16 protein-coding genes are annotated in these 17017 nt (G+C 71.8%); 12 read left to right on the forward strand and 4 right to left on the reverse strand.

The genetic code is table 11. From position 1 onward, the window contains the following. Positions 1-104 precede the first annotated feature (104 nt). The 4 genes from IPK81_08740 (at position 105) to IPK81_08755 (ending at position 4103) form a co-directional block, all read left to right on the forward strand. Positions 105-1019, forward strand: coding sequence for an alpha/beta hydrolase (locus tag IPK81_08740; protein QQS14238.1), 915 nt, complete (start codon positions 105-107; stop codon positions 1017-1019). Further along, positions 1016-2008 (forward strand): LLM class flavin-dependent oxidoreductase, encoded by a 993-nt coding sequence (locus tag IPK81_08745; protein QQS14239.1) that lies wholly within the window; start codon positions 1016-1018, stop codon positions 2006-2008. The genes IPK81_08740 and IPK81_08745 overlap by 4 nt, the downstream gene beginning before the upstream one ends. A 200-nt stretch (positions 2009-2208) precedes the next feature. After that, a complete protein-coding gene (locus tag IPK81_08750) occupies positions 2209-3330 on the forward strand; it encodes a CoA transferase (protein ID QQS14240.1) in 1122 nt (373 codons plus the stop codon). A gap of 32 nt (positions 3331-3362) precedes the next feature. Continuing rightward, positions 3363-4103 carry a dienelactone hydrolase family protein gene (locus IPK81_08755; GenBank protein QQS14241.1) on the forward strand — a complete coding sequence of 247 codons (741 nt, stop codon included), beginning with the start codon at positions 3363-3365 and terminating at the stop codon, positions 4101-4103. 14 nt (positions 4104-4117) lie between these two features. Here IPK81_08755 and IPK81_08760 read toward each other — a convergent pair whose 3' ends face one another. Next, positions 4118-5764 (reverse strand): YifB family Mg chelatase-like AAA ATPase, encoded by a 1647-nt coding sequence (locus IPK81_08760; protein ID QQS14242.1) that lies wholly within the window; start codon positions 5762-5764, stop codon positions 4118-4120. Positions 5765-5922: 158 nt separating this feature from the next. On the opposite strand from IPK81_08760, the gene IPK81_08765 reads away from it, so the two are divergent. The 3 genes from IPK81_08765 to IPK81_08775 all read left to right on the forward strand — a co-directional run bounded on the left by IPK81_08765 (position 5923) and on the right by IPK81_08775 (position 8125). After that, the gene (locus IPK81_08765) at positions 5923-6543 is read left to right on the forward strand and encodes an NIPSNAP family protein (GenBank protein QQS14243.1); all 621 of its coding nucleotides are present in this window, start codon (positions 5923-5925) and stop codon (positions 6541-6543) included. Positions 6544-6620: 77 nt separating this feature from the next. After that, a complete protein-coding gene (locus IPK81_08770) occupies positions 6621-6869 on the forward strand; it encodes a hypothetical protein (protein QQS14244.1) in 249 nt (82 codons plus the stop codon). 50 nt (positions 6870-6919) lie between these two features. Further along, on the forward strand, positions 6920-8125 hold the full coding sequence (locus IPK81_08775; GenBank protein ID QQS14245.1) for a 3-hydroxybenzoate 6-monooxygenase: 1206 nt from the start codon (positions 6920-6922) through the stop codon (positions 8123-8125). A 150-nt stretch (positions 8126-8275) separates the two neighbouring features. Here the strand turns inward: IPK81_08775 and IPK81_08780 are convergent, their stop codons facing one another. Further along, complete coding sequence (locus tag IPK81_08780; protein QQS14246.1) at positions 8276-9085, reverse strand: prolyl oligopeptidase family serine peptidase; 810 nt, start codon at positions 9083-9085, stop codon at positions 8276-8278. A 41-nt stretch (positions 9086-9126) separates the two neighbouring features. After that, on the reverse strand, positions 9127-10263 hold the full coding sequence (locus IPK81_08785) for a nitronate monooxygenase (protein QQS14247.1): 1137 nt from the start codon (positions 10261-10263) through the stop codon (positions 9127-9129). A gap of 289 nt (positions 10264-10552) precedes the next feature. On the opposite strand from IPK81_08785, the gene IPK81_08790 reads away from it, so the two are divergent. Continuing rightward, positions 10553-11203 (forward strand): OmpW family protein, encoded by a 651-nt coding sequence (locus IPK81_08790; GenBank protein QQS14248.1) that lies wholly within the window; start codon positions 10553-10555, stop codon positions 11201-11203. 15 nt (positions 11204-11218) lie between these two features. Here IPK81_08790 and IPK81_08795 read toward each other — a convergent pair whose 3' ends face one another. After that, entirely contained in the window at positions 11219-12052 is an 834-nt protein-coding gene (locus tag IPK81_08795) for an IclR family transcriptional regulator (protein QQS14249.1), read from the reverse strand. A gap of 101 nt (positions 12053-12153) precedes the next feature. On the opposite strand from IPK81_08795, the gene IPK81_08800 reads away from it, so the two are divergent. The 4 genes from IPK81_08800 to IPK81_08815 all read left to right on the forward strand — a co-directional run bounded on the left by IPK81_08800 (position 12154) and on the right by IPK81_08815 (position 16984). Continuing rightward, on the forward strand, positions 12154-13353 hold the full coding sequence (locus tag IPK81_08800) for an amidohydrolase (protein ID QQS14250.1): 1200 nt from the start codon (positions 12154-12156) through the stop codon (positions 13351-13353). Between the two features lie 184 nt (positions 13354-13537). Further along, positions 13538-14719: an acetyl-CoA acetyltransferase gene (locus IPK81_08805; protein QQS14251.1), complete on the forward strand. Its 1182-nt coding sequence runs from the start codon at positions 13538-13540 to the stop codon at positions 14717-14719. Continuing rightward, entirely contained in the window at positions 14719-15162 is a 444-nt protein-coding gene (locus tag IPK81_08810; GenBank protein ID QQS14252.1) for an OB-fold domain-containing protein, read from the forward strand. The genes IPK81_08805 and IPK81_08810 overlap by 1 nt, the downstream gene beginning before the upstream one ends. A gap of 235 nt (positions 15163-15397) precedes the next feature. Continuing rightward, positions 15398-16984: a peptide ABC transporter substrate-binding protein gene (locus tag IPK81_08815; GenBank protein ID QQS14253.1), complete on the forward strand. Its 1587-nt coding sequence runs from the start codon at positions 15398-15400 to the stop codon at positions 16982-16984. Positions 16985-17017: the final 33 nt, after the last annotated feature.

The raw sequence follows: 17017 nt of genomic DNA on the forward strand, positions 1-17017 counted from the left end.
CCGGCGCCGGCGCCGGCATGGCGATGGCGCCGCTTGCATCGCGATCCACGGCCCGTGTTTAATGTCCCGCATGATGTCCACCCCACGGCCGCCGCGGCGCGGCGATGCCTGACCACGCGACGCCGTCGCCCGACTTCTCCGCCGTGCCGCCGATGCCCGACGGACGCGCGGCGGACGAGCACATCGCCGAGGTCGCCGGCCGCTCCGAGGCGGTGCGCGTGCCGATGGGCAATGGCGGCCGCATGATGTGGCACGTCTGGGGCGGCAATTCCGGCCGTCCGCCGCTGGTGCTGTTCCATGGCGGCTCCGGCTCGTGGATCCACTGGATCCGCAACGTCGAGGCGCTGGCGCGCGACTTCACCGTCTACGCCGCCGACCTGCCGGGCCTGGGCGACAGCGACCCGCCCGACGACGTGCGCGACGTCTGGTCGGTGACGCGCTGCGTCAAGACGGCGATGGACCAGCTCCTGCCGCGCGACCGGCGCTACGACATCTGCGGCTTCTCGTTCGGCGGCATGGTCGGCGGCCACGTCTCGACACTGCTCGACGAGCGGCTGCGCAGCGTCACGCTGGTCGGGCCCGGCGGCTTCCGCCTGCGGCGCGAGCCGCGCGGCGCGCTGGTCAAGCTGACGCGCGACATGGGTCCGGAGCGGCTGGCCGCCGAGGCGCGGCGCAATCTCGAACTGCTGATGGTGCACGATCCCGCCTCGATCGACGGCGTCGCCATCCACATGCAGATGCTGAACACGATGCGCGCGAAGACCAAGAGCCGCGTCATGTCGGCGGCCGGCGTTCTCAGCGACGTGCTGCCGAGGATCACCACGCGGCTGAACGCCATCTGGGGCGAGTTCGATTCGACCGCCTATCCCCACTACGCCGAGCGCGAGACGCTGCTGCGCGGCCACCAGCCGGACATCGACCTGCGCTACATCGCCGGCGGCGGCCACTGGGTGGCGTACGAGAAGGCCGGTGAGTTCAACGCCATGCTGCCGGACATGCTCGGGCGGATGCCGCCGTGAAGGTCGGGGTCCTCCAGTTCTTCTCCTGGCCCGGCCGCAACGGACCGCTGGCCGACGTCTACGCCCGCGCGCTGGAGCGCATCGAGATCATGGACCGCGGCGGTTTCGACGCCGTGTGGCTGGCCGAGCACCATTTCACGACCTTCAGCGTCTGCCCCTCCGTGCACATGCTCGGCGTCCTGGCGGCGGCGCGCACGACGCGGCTGCGCATCGGCACGGCCGTGTCGCTGGCGGCGCTCTATCACCCGCTGCGCCTGGCCGAGGAGGTGGCGCTGCTCGACGTGATCTCCGGCGGGCGCGTCAACTGGGGCGCCGGCCGCGGCTTCGCGCCGAGCGAGTTCAACGCCTTCGGCGTGCCGCCGGAGGAGAGCACGACGCGCTTCCGCGAGGCCGTCGAGATCGTGCTGGCGGCGTGGGCGGACGCGCCGCTGAGGTTCGAGGGCGCGCATTTCCGCTTCGACGGGATCGAGGTCCTGCCCAAGCCGCTGCAGCGGCCGGGGCCGCCGGTGTGGATGGCGGCGACCTCCGAGCCGGCGATCGACTGGGCGGCGTCGCGCGGCTTCTCGATCCTGATGGACCCGCACGCGACGATGGCCGAGATCGGCGCCAAGCGGCGCCACTACGCGACCAGGCTGGCGGAAGCGGGCCACTCCGACGCCGGCCGCGACATCCCGATGGCGCGGCTGGTGGCGCTGGCGCCGACCGCCGCCGAGGCCGAAGCGGTGGCGCGCCGCGGCGCGCAGTGGCTGGTCGATTCCTACGCCGGGCCGAAGCACGAGAAGATCCTGCACACCGTGGACGTGACCGGCCCCGGCGATCCCATCGAGCGCTACCTCAAACACGTCATCCTGCACGGCACGCCGGACATGGTGGCCGACCGCATCGCCGCGCTGCGCGGCGAGGTCGGGATGAACTACCTCATGGCCGCGCCGCTCAGCCGCCAGAGCTTCCAGCTGCTGGCCGACGAGGTCCTGCCGCGGATCGCGTAGACGCGATCGCCTCCCCGTCCCGCTCGCGGGGAACCCGCCGCTCTATCCTCTCCTCGTCCCGCTTGCGGGGCGACGAGACCACGACTCGCCGCCGGTCTGCGGCGCACGGATCTCTCACCACCTGCCGCCGCCGAGGAGACGGTGACTCGACGGCGTCGGCGATCTACGGTGCGCGCACGGGCGACGGGGGGCGGGGCGCGATGATTCCGGGGATTCTCGAGGGCGTGAAGGTCGTGGAGTTCGGCCAGAACCTGGCCGGGCCGTATTGCGGGCAGATCCTCGCCTTCATGGGCGCCGACGTGGTGAAGATCGAGCGGCCCGACGGCGACGACGCGCGCAAATGGGGGCCGCCCTTCGTCGACGGCTCGGCCACCGGCTTCGCGGCGCTGAACCGGGCCAAGAAGTCGATCACCGTCGATCTCGCCGACGCCGCCCAGCGCGCCGCGCTGGTCGAGCGCATCGGCGCGTCGGACGTGTTCGTGCACAATCTGCGCGCCGACGTGCCGGCCAAGTTCGGGCTCGACGCCGCCACGCTGACCGCGAAGTTCCCGCGGCTCGTCCACGCCGATCTCGGCGCCTTCGGCCATCTCGGCCCGTGGGCGGAACGGCCGGGCTACGAACCGATCATCCAGGCCGTGGCCGGGCTGATCTCGCTCAACGGCGATCCAAATGGTCCGCCGGCCCGCATCGGCGTGTCGATCATCGACCTCAGCACCGGCATGTGGACGGCGATCGGCATCCTCGCGGCGCTGCTGCGCAAGGCGCGCACCGGCCGCGGCTGCGTCGTCAACACGTCGTTGTTCGAGACCGGGCTGATGTGGGCGTCGAACCACGTCGCGGCCTTCAGCACGACCGGCGCGGTGCCGCCGCGGCAGGGCACCGGCCATCCGTCGCTGACGCCCTACCAGGCGTTCGAGTGCGACGACGGGCCCCTGATGATCTGCCCCGGCAACGACCGGCTGTGGCGCAAATTCGCCGAGGCGCTGGGCCATCCGGAGTGGCCGGACGATCCGCGCTTCCTGACGAACCCAGACCGCATGCGCCACCGCGAGCTGCTGCTCGGCATGGTCGCGGACATCATGAGGCGCGAGAGCCGCGCCCACTGGTCGGCCAAGCTCGACGCGCGCGGCGTGCCGAACGGGCCGCTGAACACGGTGCCGGAGGTGATGGCGCTGGCGCAGGTGGCGGCGCTGGGCATGTTCATGAAGCCCTACGCCGACGCGCCGTCGCTGTTCCACGGTCTGCCGGTGTCGTTCGACGGCCGGCGCGCCGGCGACGACTCGCGCGCGCCGAAAATCGGCGAGCACGACGGCAAGATCTGAGGCGCGCTGAACCAACGGACGGAGGAAGCGGCATGATCGAGGACATCCTGGACATCAAGACGCGCGACGGCGCGATGGAGACCTTCGTCTGCCGGCCGGATCGCGGCGGACCCTATCCGGCGGTGCTCATGCTGATGGACGCGCCGGGCATCCGCGAGGAGCTCTACGACATGGCGCGCCGGCTGGGCACGGTCGGCTACATGGTGCTGCTGCCCAACCTCTACTACCGCGCCGGCCGCGACACCAAGTACGGCCCGACCGTGCTCGACCACGGCAGCCCCGAGCACACGCGCATGCGCGCGGTGCGCACCAAGATGACGATCCCGCCGGTGATGGACGACGTCGCGGCGATGCTGGACTACATCGACGCGCATCCGCACGCGCGCAAAGGTCCGGTCGGCACGCATGGCTACTGCATGAGCGGGCCGTATTCGCTGGCGGCGGCCGCGCGCTATCCCGACCGGATCGCCGCCGCGGCGTCGTTCTACGGCACCTGGCTGGTCAGCGACGCGGTCGAGAGCCCGCATCTCAATCTCGGCAAGGCCAGGGGCGAGCTCTACATCGCCTGCGCCGAGCACGACGAGCTGGCGCCGCTGCCGATGGTCGCGACGTTGAAGGAGCTGTTCGACAAGTCCGGCGCCAAGGGCGAGCTGGAGATGTACCCGCAGGTGCACCACGGCTTCGCCTTCCCGCAGCGCAAGGTCTACGAGAAGGCGGCGGCCGAGCGGCACTGGGAGCGGTTGATCGCGCTGTACAAGCGCACCATCGGCTGACACGGCGGGCGGCATCACGCCGCCAGCGCGCCGCGCGGCTGGGCGCGGCGGTAGCCCAGCGCCTCGGCGATGTGCAGACGGCGCACCGCGTCGCTGCCGTCGAGATCGGCCAGGGTGCGCGCGACGCGCAGGGTGCGCGCATAGCCGCGCGCCGACAGACGCAGCCGCTCCGTCGCCTGGGCCAGCAGCGCCGCGCCGGGCGCGTCGGGCGTCGCGACCGCGGCGAGGATGTCGCCATCGGCGTCGGCGTTGCAGGTCGGGACGCGTGGCACCGCGGCCGCGCCATCGGAGTCGCCGGCCGACGACGACGCCTCGACGCCCCGCTTGGCGATCTCCGCGAACCGCGCGCGCTGCGCTTGGCGGGCCACCGCGACGCGGGCCGCGACATCGGCGCTGCGCTCCGCCGGCGGCGGCAGCGATAGGTCGGCGGGGCTGACGGCGGGCACATCGATCACCAGGTCCAGCCGGTCCCAGAGCGGCCCCGACACGCGACCCTGGTAGTCGGCGACGCAGCGCGGCTGCCGCGCGCAGGCGCGCGAAGGATCGTCGGCGCCGCCGCAGCGGCACGGGTTCATCGCCGCCACCAGGCAGACCTTGGCGGGGAAGGTGACATGGGCGTTGGCGCGCGCCACCACGACGCGGCCGGTCTCCAGCGGCTGGCGCAGCGCCTCCAGCGCCATGCGGTTGAACTCCGGCAGCTCGTCGAGGAACAGCACGCCGCGGTGCGCCAGCGACATCTCGCCCGGCCGCACGCGCAGACCGCCGCCGACCAGCGCCGCCAGGGTCGCGGAATGGTGCGGGTCGCGGAACGGCCGCCGCCGCGTCAGGCGGCCCTCGGGCAGCTCGCCGGCCAGCGACTGCAGCATGCTGACCTCGAGCGCCTCCTCCGGCTCGAGCGGCGGCAGCAGGCCGGGCAGCCGCGCCGCCAGCATCGACTTGCCGGCGCCGGGCGGGCCGATCATCAGCAGATTGTGGCCGCCGGCCGCCGTCACCTCGAGCGCGCGCTTGGCCGATTCCTGGCCCTTCACGTCGCGCAGATCGGGATAGCTCGCGGCGTCCTCCGCCAGCAGCGCCGCCGGCGGCGTCAACACCTGCGTGCCTTTGAGGTGGTTGATCAGCGCCAGCAGCGAGGGCGCGGCGATCACCTCGCCGCAGCGCGCCGCGCGGCGGCCGCCGGCCTCATCGTCCTCGCCGGCGGCGTCGACCGCGTCGAAGCCGCCCCACGCCGCCTCGCCGCCGCACGACGCCGGGCAGATGACGCCGCGGCCGCCGCCGGCGGCGTGGACGGCCGCCGGCAGCACGCCGGCGACGCGGGTGAGCGCGCCGTCCAGCGCCAGCTCGCCCAGCGCGACGTAGCCCTCGAGGATGTCCGGCGGCACGACGCCGATCGCCGCCATCAGCGCCAGCGCGATCGGCAGGTCGTAGTGCGAACCCTCCTTGGCGAGATCGGCCGGCGAGAGGTTGACGATGATGCGCCGGGGCGGCAGTCCCAGCCCGAGCGCCGCCAGCGCCGCGCGCACCCGCTCCCGGCTCTCGCCCACCGCCTTGTCCGGCAACCCGACCACGGCGAAGGCCGGCACGCCGGGTGAGATCTGCACCTGCACGTCGATCGGCACGACCTCCATGCCCTGGAACGCCACCGTGCGGATACGCGCGACCATCCCGATCCCTCCTGCCCCTCTGCCACTCAACATAAGAATGAATCGTGAACAATAAAATATACCTTTGGTTGCAATCGACATCGTCCGAACACGGCCGCCCGCCGTGGTGTAAGGTCGACGCGCACGGGCGGCACGACCCGCGATCCTTGGAGGGAACGATGATTTTCGAGATGCGCACCTATCTGCTGAAGCCGGGCACGGCGCCGCAGGTCGAGGAGCTGTTCGCGGCGTCGATCGCCGGGCGCACCAGATTCTCGCGGCTGGGCGGCTACTGGCGCACCGAGGTCGGCACGCTCAACCAGATCATCCACGTGTGGCCCTACGCCGACTCCGCCGAGCGCGACCGGGTGCGCGCCGAGGCGGTCAAGAGCGGCGCCTGGCCGCCGAAGATCGCGGACTTCGTGCTCGACATGGAGACCAAGATCCTGCACCCCGCGCCGTTCTCGCCGCATTTCGAGCCGGGCGAGCACGGCGGCATCTACGAGTTCCGCACCTACACCTACGGTCCCGGCGCGATCCCGAAGGTGGTCGAGGCGTGGGCGCCCCGGATCAAGGACCGCGCCGCGGTCTCGCCGCTGATCTTCGCGGGCTTCACCGATATCGGGCCGCTCAACCAGTGGGTCCATGTCTGGGCCTACAAGGACATGGGCGAGCGCGAGCGGCTGCGCGCCCAGGCGATGAAGCCCGGCAGCTGGCCGCCGCCGCGCGGCGAAGGCGTGGTCATGCACAGGATGGAGAACTGCTTCGCCGTGCCGGCGAAGTTCTCGCCGCTGCGCTGACGCCGCCGAAGCCGGCTCCCCGGCGTCCGGTTCCATTCGCTTCCCCGGCCCGACGGGCCCTACCAACGGAGACGGCTATGGCGAAGAAGCCCACCGAGCAGGCGGAGTTCAACTTCAAGCGGGCCGAGGAGGCGGCGATGTCGATCGTCAACGGGCTCAAGCCCAAGAACGATCCGACCTCGACCATCCACTACAACACCTCGGTCGGCATCACCCATCTCGCGCGCGGGATGGGGCACCTCGCGGTCGGCCTGCGCGCGACCTACCTCCTGCTCGAGGAGGTCAACCGCAAGCTCGACGCGCAGGCGCGCGGCGGCCGCGCCTAGGCGGCGCGCGCCGTCTCCTTCGACCACCGTCACCGGCGAGCGCGACGACCATGCCCTCTTCCGAACCCATCCTGATCGCCGGCGGCGGCATCGGCGGTCTAGCCGCCGCCGTCGGACTGGCGCGCAAGGGCCGCCGCGTCGTCGTGCTGGAGAAGGCGTCGGCGCTGGGCGAGATCGGCGCCGGCATCCAGCTCGGGCCCAACGCGTTCCACGCCTTCGACTATCTCGGGGTCGGCGACGCCGCGCGCGCGATGGCGGTCTACATCGACAAACTGCGCCTGATGGACGCGATGACCGGCGCGGAGATCGCCCACGTCCCGCTCGACGCGCCCTTCCGCGAACGCTTCGGCAATCCCTACGGCGTCGTCCACCGCGGCGACCTGCACGCGGTCTTCCTGCGCGCCTGCCGCGAGAGTCCGCTGGTCGAACTGCGCACGGCGGCGGAGGTCGTCGACTACGACCAGGATGGCGATGGCGTGCGCGCCATCCTCGCCGACGGCGCGCGCGTCGACGGCGCCGCGCTGATCGGCGCCGACGGACTGTGGTCGAAAGTGCGCGCCAAGGTGGTCGGCGACGGCCCGCCGCGCGTCACCGGCCACACGACCTACCGCTCCGTGATCCCGACCGAGCGCATGCCCGAGGATCTGCGCTGGAACGCCGCCACGCTATGGGCCGGCCCGAAGTGCCACATCGTCCATTACCCGCTGTCGGGCTGGAAGGTGTTCAACCTCGTGGTCACCTACCACAACGACGCGCCGGAGCCGGTCGCCGGCAAGCCGGTCTCGGCCGACGAGGTGCGCGCCGGCTTCGCGCATGTCGCCGACGTGGCGCGCGGCATCATCGACCACGGCGTTGACTGGAAGCTGTGGGTCCTGTGCGACCGCGATCCGGTGCTGGAATGGGTCGACGGCCGCGTGGCGCTGCTGGGCGACGCCGCGCACCCGACGTTGCAGTACATGGCGCAGGGCGCCTGCATGGCGATGGAGGACGCGGTCTGCCTGAGCCACGAGGTCGACGCGGCGCCCGAGGATCTGCCGCGCGCGCTCCGGACCTACCGCGACCGGCGCGTCCACCGCACCGCGCGCATCCAGATCCAGTCGCGCCTGGTCGGCGACCACATCTACCACCCCGCCGGCGGCCACGCCGCGCTGCGCAACGCCATCATGGGCGCCATGTCGGCCGCCGACTACTACGACAGCCTGCAATGGCTCTACGGCGGCACCGGCCTCGCCGGCGGCGCGGCGGCGGTGCGGTAGGGCGGCTTCAACCTGCCCCATCTGTCATCCCGAGCGCAGCGAGGGATCCAAGGGTGGCGACTGGATCCCTCGCTGCGCTCGGGATGACAGTCAGGGCTGGGTCATCCGGGGCGAACGGTTCTTCGCGCCGCAGGCCGCGCGGCCGCGCGCTCAGCCGCCGCGCGCCAGGCGCGTGACCTCGGCGAGGACGGCCGGATCGCGGAACGCGGCGTTGTGGTCGGCGCCGGGCAGGATCGTCGCGGTGGCGCGCAGGCCGCGCGCGGCCAGCGACGCTGCGTAGTCGCGCGCCAGATACGGCTGCGTGTTGTCGTCGCGCTCGCCGGTGATGGCCGAGACCACGGTGTTCGCGGGCACCCGCGCCGCGTAGGTCGACGGCGATTCGCTGCGGCTCCACGGGCGGCGCCCCTCCCGCCAGCGGGCGATGTCGCAGGGGCAGGCGACGAGGACCGCCGCGTCCGCCACGCCGGGATGGCGGCCGAGGATCACGCCGGCGGTGGCCGCGCCGCCGGAATGGCCGACGAGCACCACGCGCGCGGCGCGGTGGTGCGCCTTCAGCGCCGCCACGGCGCCGGCGACGGCGTCGATGTTGGCGGCGGTGTACTGGTCGACGCGGCCGTGGTTGCTGCCGCTCGAGGCACCGCCGGCGCCGTCGTCGTAACCGGGCCGCACGAGCGCGACGACGACCGCGCCGGGGATGGCGTTGGCGAAGGTCTCGGCGATCGGGAGGTGGTAGCGCGCCGGCCCGCCCGACGAGACGTCGCCGTGCAGCACGACGACGAGGACCGGCCGCGCGCCGCCGGCGCCGTAGGTCCGCAGCGCCAGGCACTCGCCAGCGCCGGTGGCCCGCGTAAGGTTGTCCGGCGAGGCGCAGGGCGCGGCGGACGCAGCCGCCGGCGCGGCGAGCGCGAGGGTGGCGGACGCGGCGGCGAGAAGGCGGCGGAAGGACGATGCGACTTCCATGCGACGACGCGCTCCCCATGTGGCGCCGACGCCCGCGGCGCTCAATCCGCGACGGTTCCCGCCAGACGTTCCACCGCCTCGGCGTAGTCGCGCATGAAATCGTAGACGACCTCGCGGGCCGATGTCTCGACGTTCATCAGCCCGACCGCCTGGCCGACGTAGTACGTGGCCAGCGCCTGGGCGCCTGGGTGGCCGCCCTCGGCCAGCTTGTCGACCCGCGCCAGCGCCCGCTTCGCGACGAGTCCCTGCAGCGGCATCGGCAGCGGATCTGGCGCGCCCTCGGCGCCCCACGCGTCGGTCCATGGCGAGCGCAGCTGGCGCGTGTACTTGCCGGTGCGGCTGCGCGAGCGGACGGTGTCGCGCGACGACGCCGCCAGCATCTTGCGCTTCACGACGCCGGTCGTCTCCGCCTCCGCCGTGGTCAGCCATACCGAGCCGGTCCAGGCGCCATGCGCGCCCATCGCCATGCAGGCCGCCATCTGCCGCCCGGTGGCGATGCCGCCGGCCGCCAGCACGAACACGCCGGGGAAGCGGTCGACCGCCTCGATCACCTCCGGCACCAGCACCATCGTCGAGACTTCGCCGCAATGGCCGCCGGCCTCGGTGCCGGCGACGATGAGCACCTCGACGCCGGCCTGGGCGTGCCGGACGGCGTGCTCGCGCGCGCCGGTCAGCGCGCCCACGGGGATGCCCTTGCGCCTGGCGCGCGCGAACATCGATTCCGGCGGCACGCCCAGCGCGTTGACGATCATGCCGATGGGATGCGCGAAGGCGACGTCGAGCAGCCGTTCGGCGCCGTCGCCGCGCATGTTCTCGCCCTGGGCGTTGGTGAAGGTGCCGTCCCACAGCCCGTCGGTCGCGATCCCGTTGCGGCGCAGCAGATCCTCGACGTAGGCGCGGTGCTCCGGCGGCACGCGGGCCTCGAGCTCGGCGGCGCTCACATCGCCCTCCTTGCCCTCCATCTTGTTGGGGATCAGCAGGTCGACGCCGTAGGGCTTGCCCCGCACCTTGTCGTCGATCCACGCCAGCTCGATCTCGAGCGTCTCCGGCGTGTGGCCGACGGCGCCGAGCACGCCCATGCCGCCGGCGTTGGTCACGGCGGCGATCACGTCGCGGCAGTGGCTGAAGGCGAACAGCGGGAACTCGATCCCGAGCCGCGCGCAGAGTGCCGATTTCATGTTCCCGCTCCAATTGCCGGACCGCGCGGCCGATGGACTGCGCGCGACGGGAGCCGATCCCGCGGCGCGAGCTTCGCACGGGCGGCCCAGGCGATGGAACGTGTACGTTCGCCCGTCCGTCGGCGGCGCGCGTCGCGTTACGCCGGTGTTGCCGCGCGGCCACAGTGACGGCATGTCGCGATCCGGCGCGCCTCAACGTTGACTTGAGTCAACCGTCCGCCACGCCACCGCGCCTAAGACACCGCGCATCGCGCCCGGGTGGAGGGCGCGTCGTCCGGTGGAGAGGGTTATGCGTAGCGGAATTCGTGGCGTGGCGGCGGCGGCGGCAATCGGCGTCGCGGCATCGGCGGTCGGTGGCGGCGTGGCGGCGCAGGAGGCGCCGGAGGGCCAGTTCATGGTCCGCCTCCGCGCGCTCTACATGGTGCCGGCGAACAACTCGACCGCGATCCCGGCGCTCGGCGTGCCGAAGGACAAGATCAGCGTCAACGACCGGGTCTTCCCCGAGATCGATTTCAGCTACTTCATCACGCCGAACTTCGCGGCCGAGCTCGTGCTGACCTATCCGCAGAAGCACAAGCTGAAGATCGCCGGTACGCCGATCGGATCCGTCCGCCATCTGCCGCCGACGCTGCTCGCCCAGTACCATTTCACCGATCTGGGCGCGTTCAAGCCGTACGTCGGCGCGGGCGTGAACCTGACTCTGTTCATGAACGACAAGCTCTCGGTGGCGGGCCTGCCGCTCAAGACCCAGGGCTCCAGCTTCGGTCCCGCCCTGCAGGTCGGCGTCGACTACAAGATCAAGGACGGCTGGTACGCCAACCTCGACGTCAAGAAGGTCTGGATCGACACCGACGTGAAGCTCAAGGCCACCGGCCAGAAGGTGGCGCGCGCCGACATCGATCCATGGCTGTTCAGCGTGGGCGTCGGCTACCGCTTCTAGCCGGGCGACGGACGGTCACGGCGGCTCGATGTAGTCGCCCGCGAGTCCCAGGATCCGCGACATCTCCTCGCCGGCGTCGCGCGTGGCGGCGGCGAACTCCTGCCGCCGGCGCCGGCCGCGTTCGGACGGCGCGGCGATCATGACGGCGGCCACCAGCGCGCGGTTGACGTCGAACACCGGCGCGCCGAATCCCCACAGGCCCTCGGCCGTCTGGTCGCGCGTCTCGGCGACGCCGGTGCGGCGGACCTCGGCGGCGACGGCGCGCAGCGTGGCGGCGTCGACGACGGTGCGCGGCGTGTAGGCGCGACGCGGCGCGTCGGCGAGGTAGCGGCGCGTGAACGCCTCGCCGCGGAACGCCATCACGACGCGGCCGGCCGCCGTGCAGTAGAGCGGCCGGCTGGTGCCGACGACGGCGGCGTAGCGGATCGCCTCGGGACCGTCGGCGATGTCCGTGTAGGTGACCTCGCGGCCGTTGGCCGCGGGCACCGCCAGCAGCGCCGTCTCGCCGCAGCGCGCCGCCAGCGCCGGCAGCGCCGCGGCGACGCGACGGACGGCGGGCTCCCCGCGCACCAGCAGCGCGCCGAGGCGGATCGCCGCCGCCCCCAGCCGGTAGCCGCCGTGCCGGTTGACGACGTAGCCGTCGCGCTCCAGCGCCCGCAGCAGGCTGAGAAGGCTGGTTTTGGGCAGATCCAGCGCGCGGCCTAGTCCCGCGAGGGTGAGGCCGTCGCGCTCGACGGCCAGCGCCTCGATCGCCGCCATGACGCGCGACGGCGCGCGCGGGGCGCCGGCGCCCCGACGGCCGCCGCGGGCGCCCCGGTCCGCGATCTTGGCGCTTGCGCCCCCATCCATCCGGCGGCAGTCTCCAGAAACCGATAGTTGAACACTGTTCCGATATCGGAACGATGTCAAGAACGCCGGTCGACGCGGCGGCCGCAGCGATGGAGGAAGCGATGAACCAGGTCGTCGTCAACGCGCCCAACAAGTGGCGGCTGGAGACGCCCGGCTCCGACGGCTGGATGCGCAGCGCGCGCGCCGACGCGGCGCGCAAGTACTTCATGGTGTCGGCCGACTGCCACGCCAACGAGCCGGCCGACCTGTGGGCGACGCGCATCGACGCGAAGTACCGCGACCGGCTGCCGCGCGTGATCACCGACAAGGACGGCGTGCAGTGGCGCGTGTCGGAGGGCCACCGGCCCGACCGCCTGCGCATCATGGCGCTGGAGGGCGAGGACCAGCTGCGCGTGCGCTCCGGCGCGACCGCCGAGGGCCGGCTGGCCGACCACGACATGGACGGCATCGACGTCGAGCTGATGTTCCCCAACAAGGGGCTGTCGATGTGGGCGACGCCCGACGCCGCGTTCGCGATGGCGCAATGCAGGGTGTGGAACGACTGGGCGCACGAGCAGTACGCCGGCCACCGCGACCGCATCATCCCCGCCGGCGCGCTGGCCACCGCCGATCTCGAGGGCTCGATCGCGGAGGTCGGGCGCCTCGCCAAGCTCGGCTTCCGCTGCCTGACCCTGCCGTGCAAGCCGGTGTGGGGCGGCCACGACGTCGACCACGTCAATTACAACCTGCCGCACTTCGACCGGCTGTGGGCGGCCATCCAGGACGCCGATCTGCCGATCACCTTCCACGTCTCGACCGGCCGCGATCCGCGCGCCGCCCGCGGCAACGGCGGCGCGGTGGTGAACTACGTCTCGCACTCGCTGTCGCCGACCATCGAGCCGGTCGCCAATCTCTGCGCGTCGGGCGTGCTGGAGCGCTTCCCGAAGCTGCGCTTCGCCACCATCGAGGCCGGCATCGGCTGGGTGCCGTGGCTGCTGGAGGCGATGGACGAGGCCTACAAGAAGCACCATTTCTGGGTGCGGCCGAAGCTCCAGGGCCTGCCCAGCGAGTACTACAGGGCGCACGGCTTCTCGTCGTTCCAGGAGGACAAGGCCGGGCTCGACCTCGCGGAATCGCACGGCCTGGCCGACAATTTCCTGTGGGCCAACGACTATCCGCACCACGAGGGCACGTGGCCGCATTCCGCCGAGGCGGTGGAGCGCACCATGGGCCAGCTCTCCGATTCGAGCCGCGCCAAGATCCTCGGGCTGAACGCCGCGCGCTTCCTCAAGCTCGACGTGCCGGCGAAATACAAGGCGTAGATTACCTCCCTTCTCCCCCGTCATCGGAGGAGAAGGTGCCCGAAGGGCGGATGAGGGGCTCTCCCTGGAGTCGCTCCGGTCCGCCATCAGCGCGGTCGCGGGACCGCGAAGCCCCTCATCCGGCGCTGCGCGCCACCTTCTCCCCCGATGACGGAGGAGAAGGGAATATCCGACAGGAGTTCCGATGACCGAGCGCAGTCTGCGCGGCAAGGTGGCCGTGGTGGGCGTCGGCGAGACCGCCTACTACAAGCACGGCAAGTCGCCCGATCCCGAGTTCGTGCTGGCGCTGAAGGCGATCCTCGCCGCCGCCGGGGACGCCGGGATCGATCCACGCCAGATCGACGGCTTCGCGTCGTACAGCAACGACCGCAACGATCCCTCGCGGCTGGCCGCCGCGCTGGGCCTGCCGGAGCTGCGCTTCTCCAACATGCAGTGGGGCGGCGGCGGCGGAGGAGGATCGGGCGCCATGGGCAACGCGGCCGCCGCGGTCGCGACCGGCATGGCCGATTGCGTCGTGGTGTTCCGGGCGCTGGCGCAGGGCCAGTTCCAGCGCTTCGGCGCGGCGGCGCCGGGCGGCGTGGCGACGGGCGAGGCGGCGCTGAACGCGCCCTACGGCGTGATGTCGCCGGCGCAGCGCTACGCCATGCGCGCGATGCGCTTCCTGCACGAGAACAGGATCGGCGACGGCGCCCAGCGCGCCATCGCGCTGGCGTCCTACCACCACGCCCAGCTCAACCCGCGCGCCGTCATGCACGGCAAGCCGCTGACGGCGGCGCAGTACGACGCGTCGCGCTGGATCGTCGAGCCGTGGCGGCTGTTCGACTGCTGCATGGAGAACGACGGCGCCGCGGCCCTGATCCTGATGCCGGCCGAGCGCGCCCTCGACCTCAAGCAGAAGCCCGCCTACATCCTCGGCGCGGCGCAGGGCTCGGAGTACCGCAACGCCGCGCGCGGCCACAACGCGCCGCTCTACGCGACGTCGAGCTTCACCACGGTGGCGCCCCGGCTCTACGCCATGGCCGGCGTCGGGCCGAAGGACGTCGACGTGCTGCAGAGCTACGAGAATTTCACCGGCGGCGTGCTCATGAGCCTGGTCGAGCACGGCTTCTTCAAGGCCGGGGAGGCCGACGAATTCCTCGTCAAGGAGAACCTGCTGGCGCCATCCGGCAAGCTGCCGCTCAACACCAGCGGCGGCAATCTGGCGGAATGCTACATGCACGGGCTGGAGCTGCAGATCGAGGCCGTGCGCCAGCTGCGCGGCACGTCCACGGCGCAGGTCGAGGACCCGGAGGTGTCGATGGTGATCTCCGGGCCGATGGTGACGCCGGTGTCGAGCATGATCTTCGGAAGCCGGGAGACGCTGTGATGACGGGCGCGACCTATCTCAATCCCGGCCTGCCGGTCCCCGTCGCCGAGAACGACGGCCTCGACAAGCCGTACTGGGACGCCGCGCGCCGCGGCGTCCTGATGGTGCAGCGCTGCGGCGCCTGCGGCGCGTGGCAGTGGGGTCCCGAGTGGATCTGCCACAAATGCCTGTCGTTCGACATGCGCTGGACCGAGGTGAAGGGCCGCGGGCGCATCTATAGCTGGGAGCGCCCATGGCATCCCGTCCATCCGGCGCTGAAGGACCAGGGTCCCTACATCGTGGTGCTCGTGGAACTGCCCGAGGCCGGCGGCGTGCGCATGCTCGGCAACCTGCTGGGCGATCCGCGCCAGGACGTGCGCATCGGCGCCGAGGTCGAGGCCGTGTTCGAGCCGCACGACGACGCCAAGCCCCCCTACACGCTGGTGCAGTGGCGCTACGTCTGACGGAACGCGCGTCGCCTCCCCGATTCGCGCGGCACTTTCTTCCGCACCGCAGCAAACGGGACGACGCGCCGGCGGTTGACCGCGGCGCCTCGACCGCTATCGTCCCGAGGTGGTCCGCGCGCGTCGCGCGGATCGCGGCCGGCCGCTCCGCGCGGCCGCGCCGACGCCGTAGCGTAGACCGCCCGCGTCGCCTCGACCGCTCCATGTAAAAAATGAATCCAGGGGGAAACGATCCATGCGCAAGCCCATCCGCGCGGCCGCGCTCGCCGCCGCCTTCGTCGCCGCGAGCGCCGCCGCCTCGGCGCAGAAGCCCGGCGGCACGCTCAAGATCCAGCTGATGGACACGCCGCCCAGCCCCTCGATCCACGAGGAGGCCACGGTCAGCGTCGCCGTGCCGTTCATGGCGCTGTACAACAACCTCGTGATGTACGACCAGCAGGTCGCGCGCAACACGATGCAGTCGATCGTGCCCGACCTCGCGACGTCCTGGACGACCAGCGCCGACGGCAAGAAGGTCGTCTTCAAGCTGCGGCCGGGCGTGAAGTGGCACGACGGCAAGCCGTTCACCGCGCAGGACGTGCGCTGCACCTTCGAGACGCTGCTGGGCACCACCGAGCCCAAGCTGCGGCGCAACCCGCGCGGCGCCTGGTACTCCAACGTCGAGAAGGTGACCGCCGATTCCGAGCTCGAGGCGACGTTCCACCTCAAGCATCCGCAGCCCTCGCTGCTGGCGCTGCTGGCGTCGGGCTACACGCCGGTCTACCCCTGCCACGTGCCGCTCGCGCAGATGCGGCGACAGCCGATCGGCACCGGGCCCTTCAAGCTCGTCGAGTTCCGGATGAACGAGGGCGTCAAGCTGGCGAGGAACGCGGCGTACTGGAAGCCGGGCCGGCCCTACCTCGACGCCATCGAGTACACGATCCTGCCGGACCGCTCGACGCGCATGCTGTCCTTCGTGTCGGGGCAGTTCGACATGACCTTCCCCAGCGACGTCACCGTGCCGTTGCTCAAGAACATCCGCCGGGACGCGCCCCACGCGCAGTGCACGATGCGGCCGTCCGGCGTCAGCGCCAACCTGATCATCAACCGCGACGCGCCGCCGTTCGACGACGCCCGCATCCGCCGCGCGCTCGCCCTGACGCTCGACCGCAAGGCGTTCGTCGACATCCTGTCGGAGGGCCACGACCGGATCGGCGGCACGATGCTGCCGCCGCCGGAGGGCGTCTGGGGGATGCCGCCGGAGATGCTGAAGGAGCTGCCGGGCTACGGCGACGTCGAGAAGTCCCGCGAGGCGGCGCGCGACCTGATGAAGCAGGCCGGCTACGGCGCCGACAAACGGCTGAAGATCAAGGTCAGCACCCGCAACATCGCCGCCTTCCGCGATCCGGCCGTGATCCTGATCGACCATCTGCGGCACATCTTCGTCGACGGCGAGCTCGAGATCGTCGACACCGCCGTCTACTACAACCGCATGTTCAAGAAGGACTACGTCGTGGCGTTGAACCTGACCGGCAGCGCGGTCGACGACCCCGACCAGCACTTCTTCGAGAACTACGCCTGCGGCTCGGCGCGCAACTACAACAATTTCTGCGACGCGGGGATCACGGCGGCGATGGCGGCGCAGTCGCGCGAGCTCGATTTCGAGAAGCGCAGGAAGATGGTGTGGGACATCGACCGCAGGCTGCAGGAGGACGGCGCCCGGCCGATCATCGTGCACGGCGTCGCGGCCGGATGCTGGCAGCCGCACGTCAAGGGTCTGACCATGATGGTCAACAGCATCTACAACGGCTGGCGCTTCGAGGACATCTGGCTCGACAAGTAGCGGCGGGCGCCGGCGGAACCGCGTTCCGCCGGC

This window comes from Rhodospirillales bacterium, assembly GCA_016699855.1.
In the GTDB taxonomy this organism is placed as follows: Bacteria; Pseudomonadota; Alphaproteobacteria; order Reyranellales; family Reyranellaceae.

Excerpts from the sequence above, each read along its gene's own strand:
- IPK81_08740 (QQS14238.1), top strand. The coding sequence starts at position 105 with ATGCCTGACCACGCGACGCCGTCGCCCGACTTCTCCGCCGTGCCGCCG.
- IPK81_08750 (QQS14240.1), top strand. The coding sequence starts at position 2,209 with ATGATTCCGGGGATTCTCGAGGGCGTGAAGGTCGTGGAGTTCGGCCAG.
- IPK81_08755 (QQS14241.1), top strand. The coding sequence starts at position 3,363 with ATGATCGAGGACATCCTGGACATCAAGACGCGCGACGGCGCGATGGAG.
- IPK81_08760 (QQS14242.1), bottom strand. The coding sequence starts at position 5,764 with ATGGTCGCGCGTATCCGCACGGTGGCGTTCCAGGGCATGGAGGTCGTG.
- IPK81_08765 (QQS14243.1), top strand. The coding sequence starts at position 5,923 with ATGATTTTCGAGATGCGCACCTATCTGCTGAAGCCGGGCACGGCGCCG.
- IPK81_08770 (QQS14244.1), top strand. The coding sequence starts at position 6,621 with ATGGCGAAGAAGCCCACCGAGCAGGCGGAGTTCAACTTCAAGCGGGCC.
- IPK81_08775 (QQS14245.1), top strand. The coding sequence starts at position 6,920 with ATGCCCTCTTCCGAACCCATCCTGATCGCCGGCGGCGGCATCGGCGGT.
- IPK81_08780 (QQS14246.1), bottom strand. The coding sequence starts at position 9,085 with ATGGAAGTCGCATCGTCCTTCCGCCGCCTTCTCGCCGCCGCGTCCGCC.
- IPK81_08785 (QQS14247.1), bottom strand. The coding sequence starts at position 10,263 with ATGAAATCGGCACTCTGCGCGCGGCTCGGGATCGAGTTCCCGCTGTTC.
- IPK81_08790 (QQS14248.1), top strand. The coding sequence starts at position 10,553 with ATGCGTAGCGGAATTCGTGGCGTGGCGGCGGCGGCGGCAATCGGCGTC.
- IPK81_08795 (QQS14249.1), bottom strand. The coding sequence starts at position 12,052 with ATGGATGGGGGCGCAAGCGCCAAGATCGCGGACCGGGGCGCCCGCGGC.
- IPK81_08800 (QQS14250.1), top strand. The coding sequence starts at position 12,154 with ATGAACCAGGTCGTCGTCAACGCGCCCAACAAGTGGCGGCTGGAGACG.
- IPK81_08805 (QQS14251.1), top strand. The coding sequence starts at position 13,538 with ATGACCGAGCGCAGTCTGCGCGGCAAGGTGGCCGTGGTGGGCGTCGGC.
- IPK81_08810 (QQS14252.1), top strand. The coding sequence starts at position 14,719 with ATGACGGGCGCGACCTATCTCAATCCCGGCCTGCCGGTCCCCGTCGCC.
- IPK81_08815 (QQS14253.1), top strand. The coding sequence starts at position 15,398 with ATGCGCAAGCCCATCCGCGCGGCCGCGCTCGCCGCCGCCTTCGTCGCC.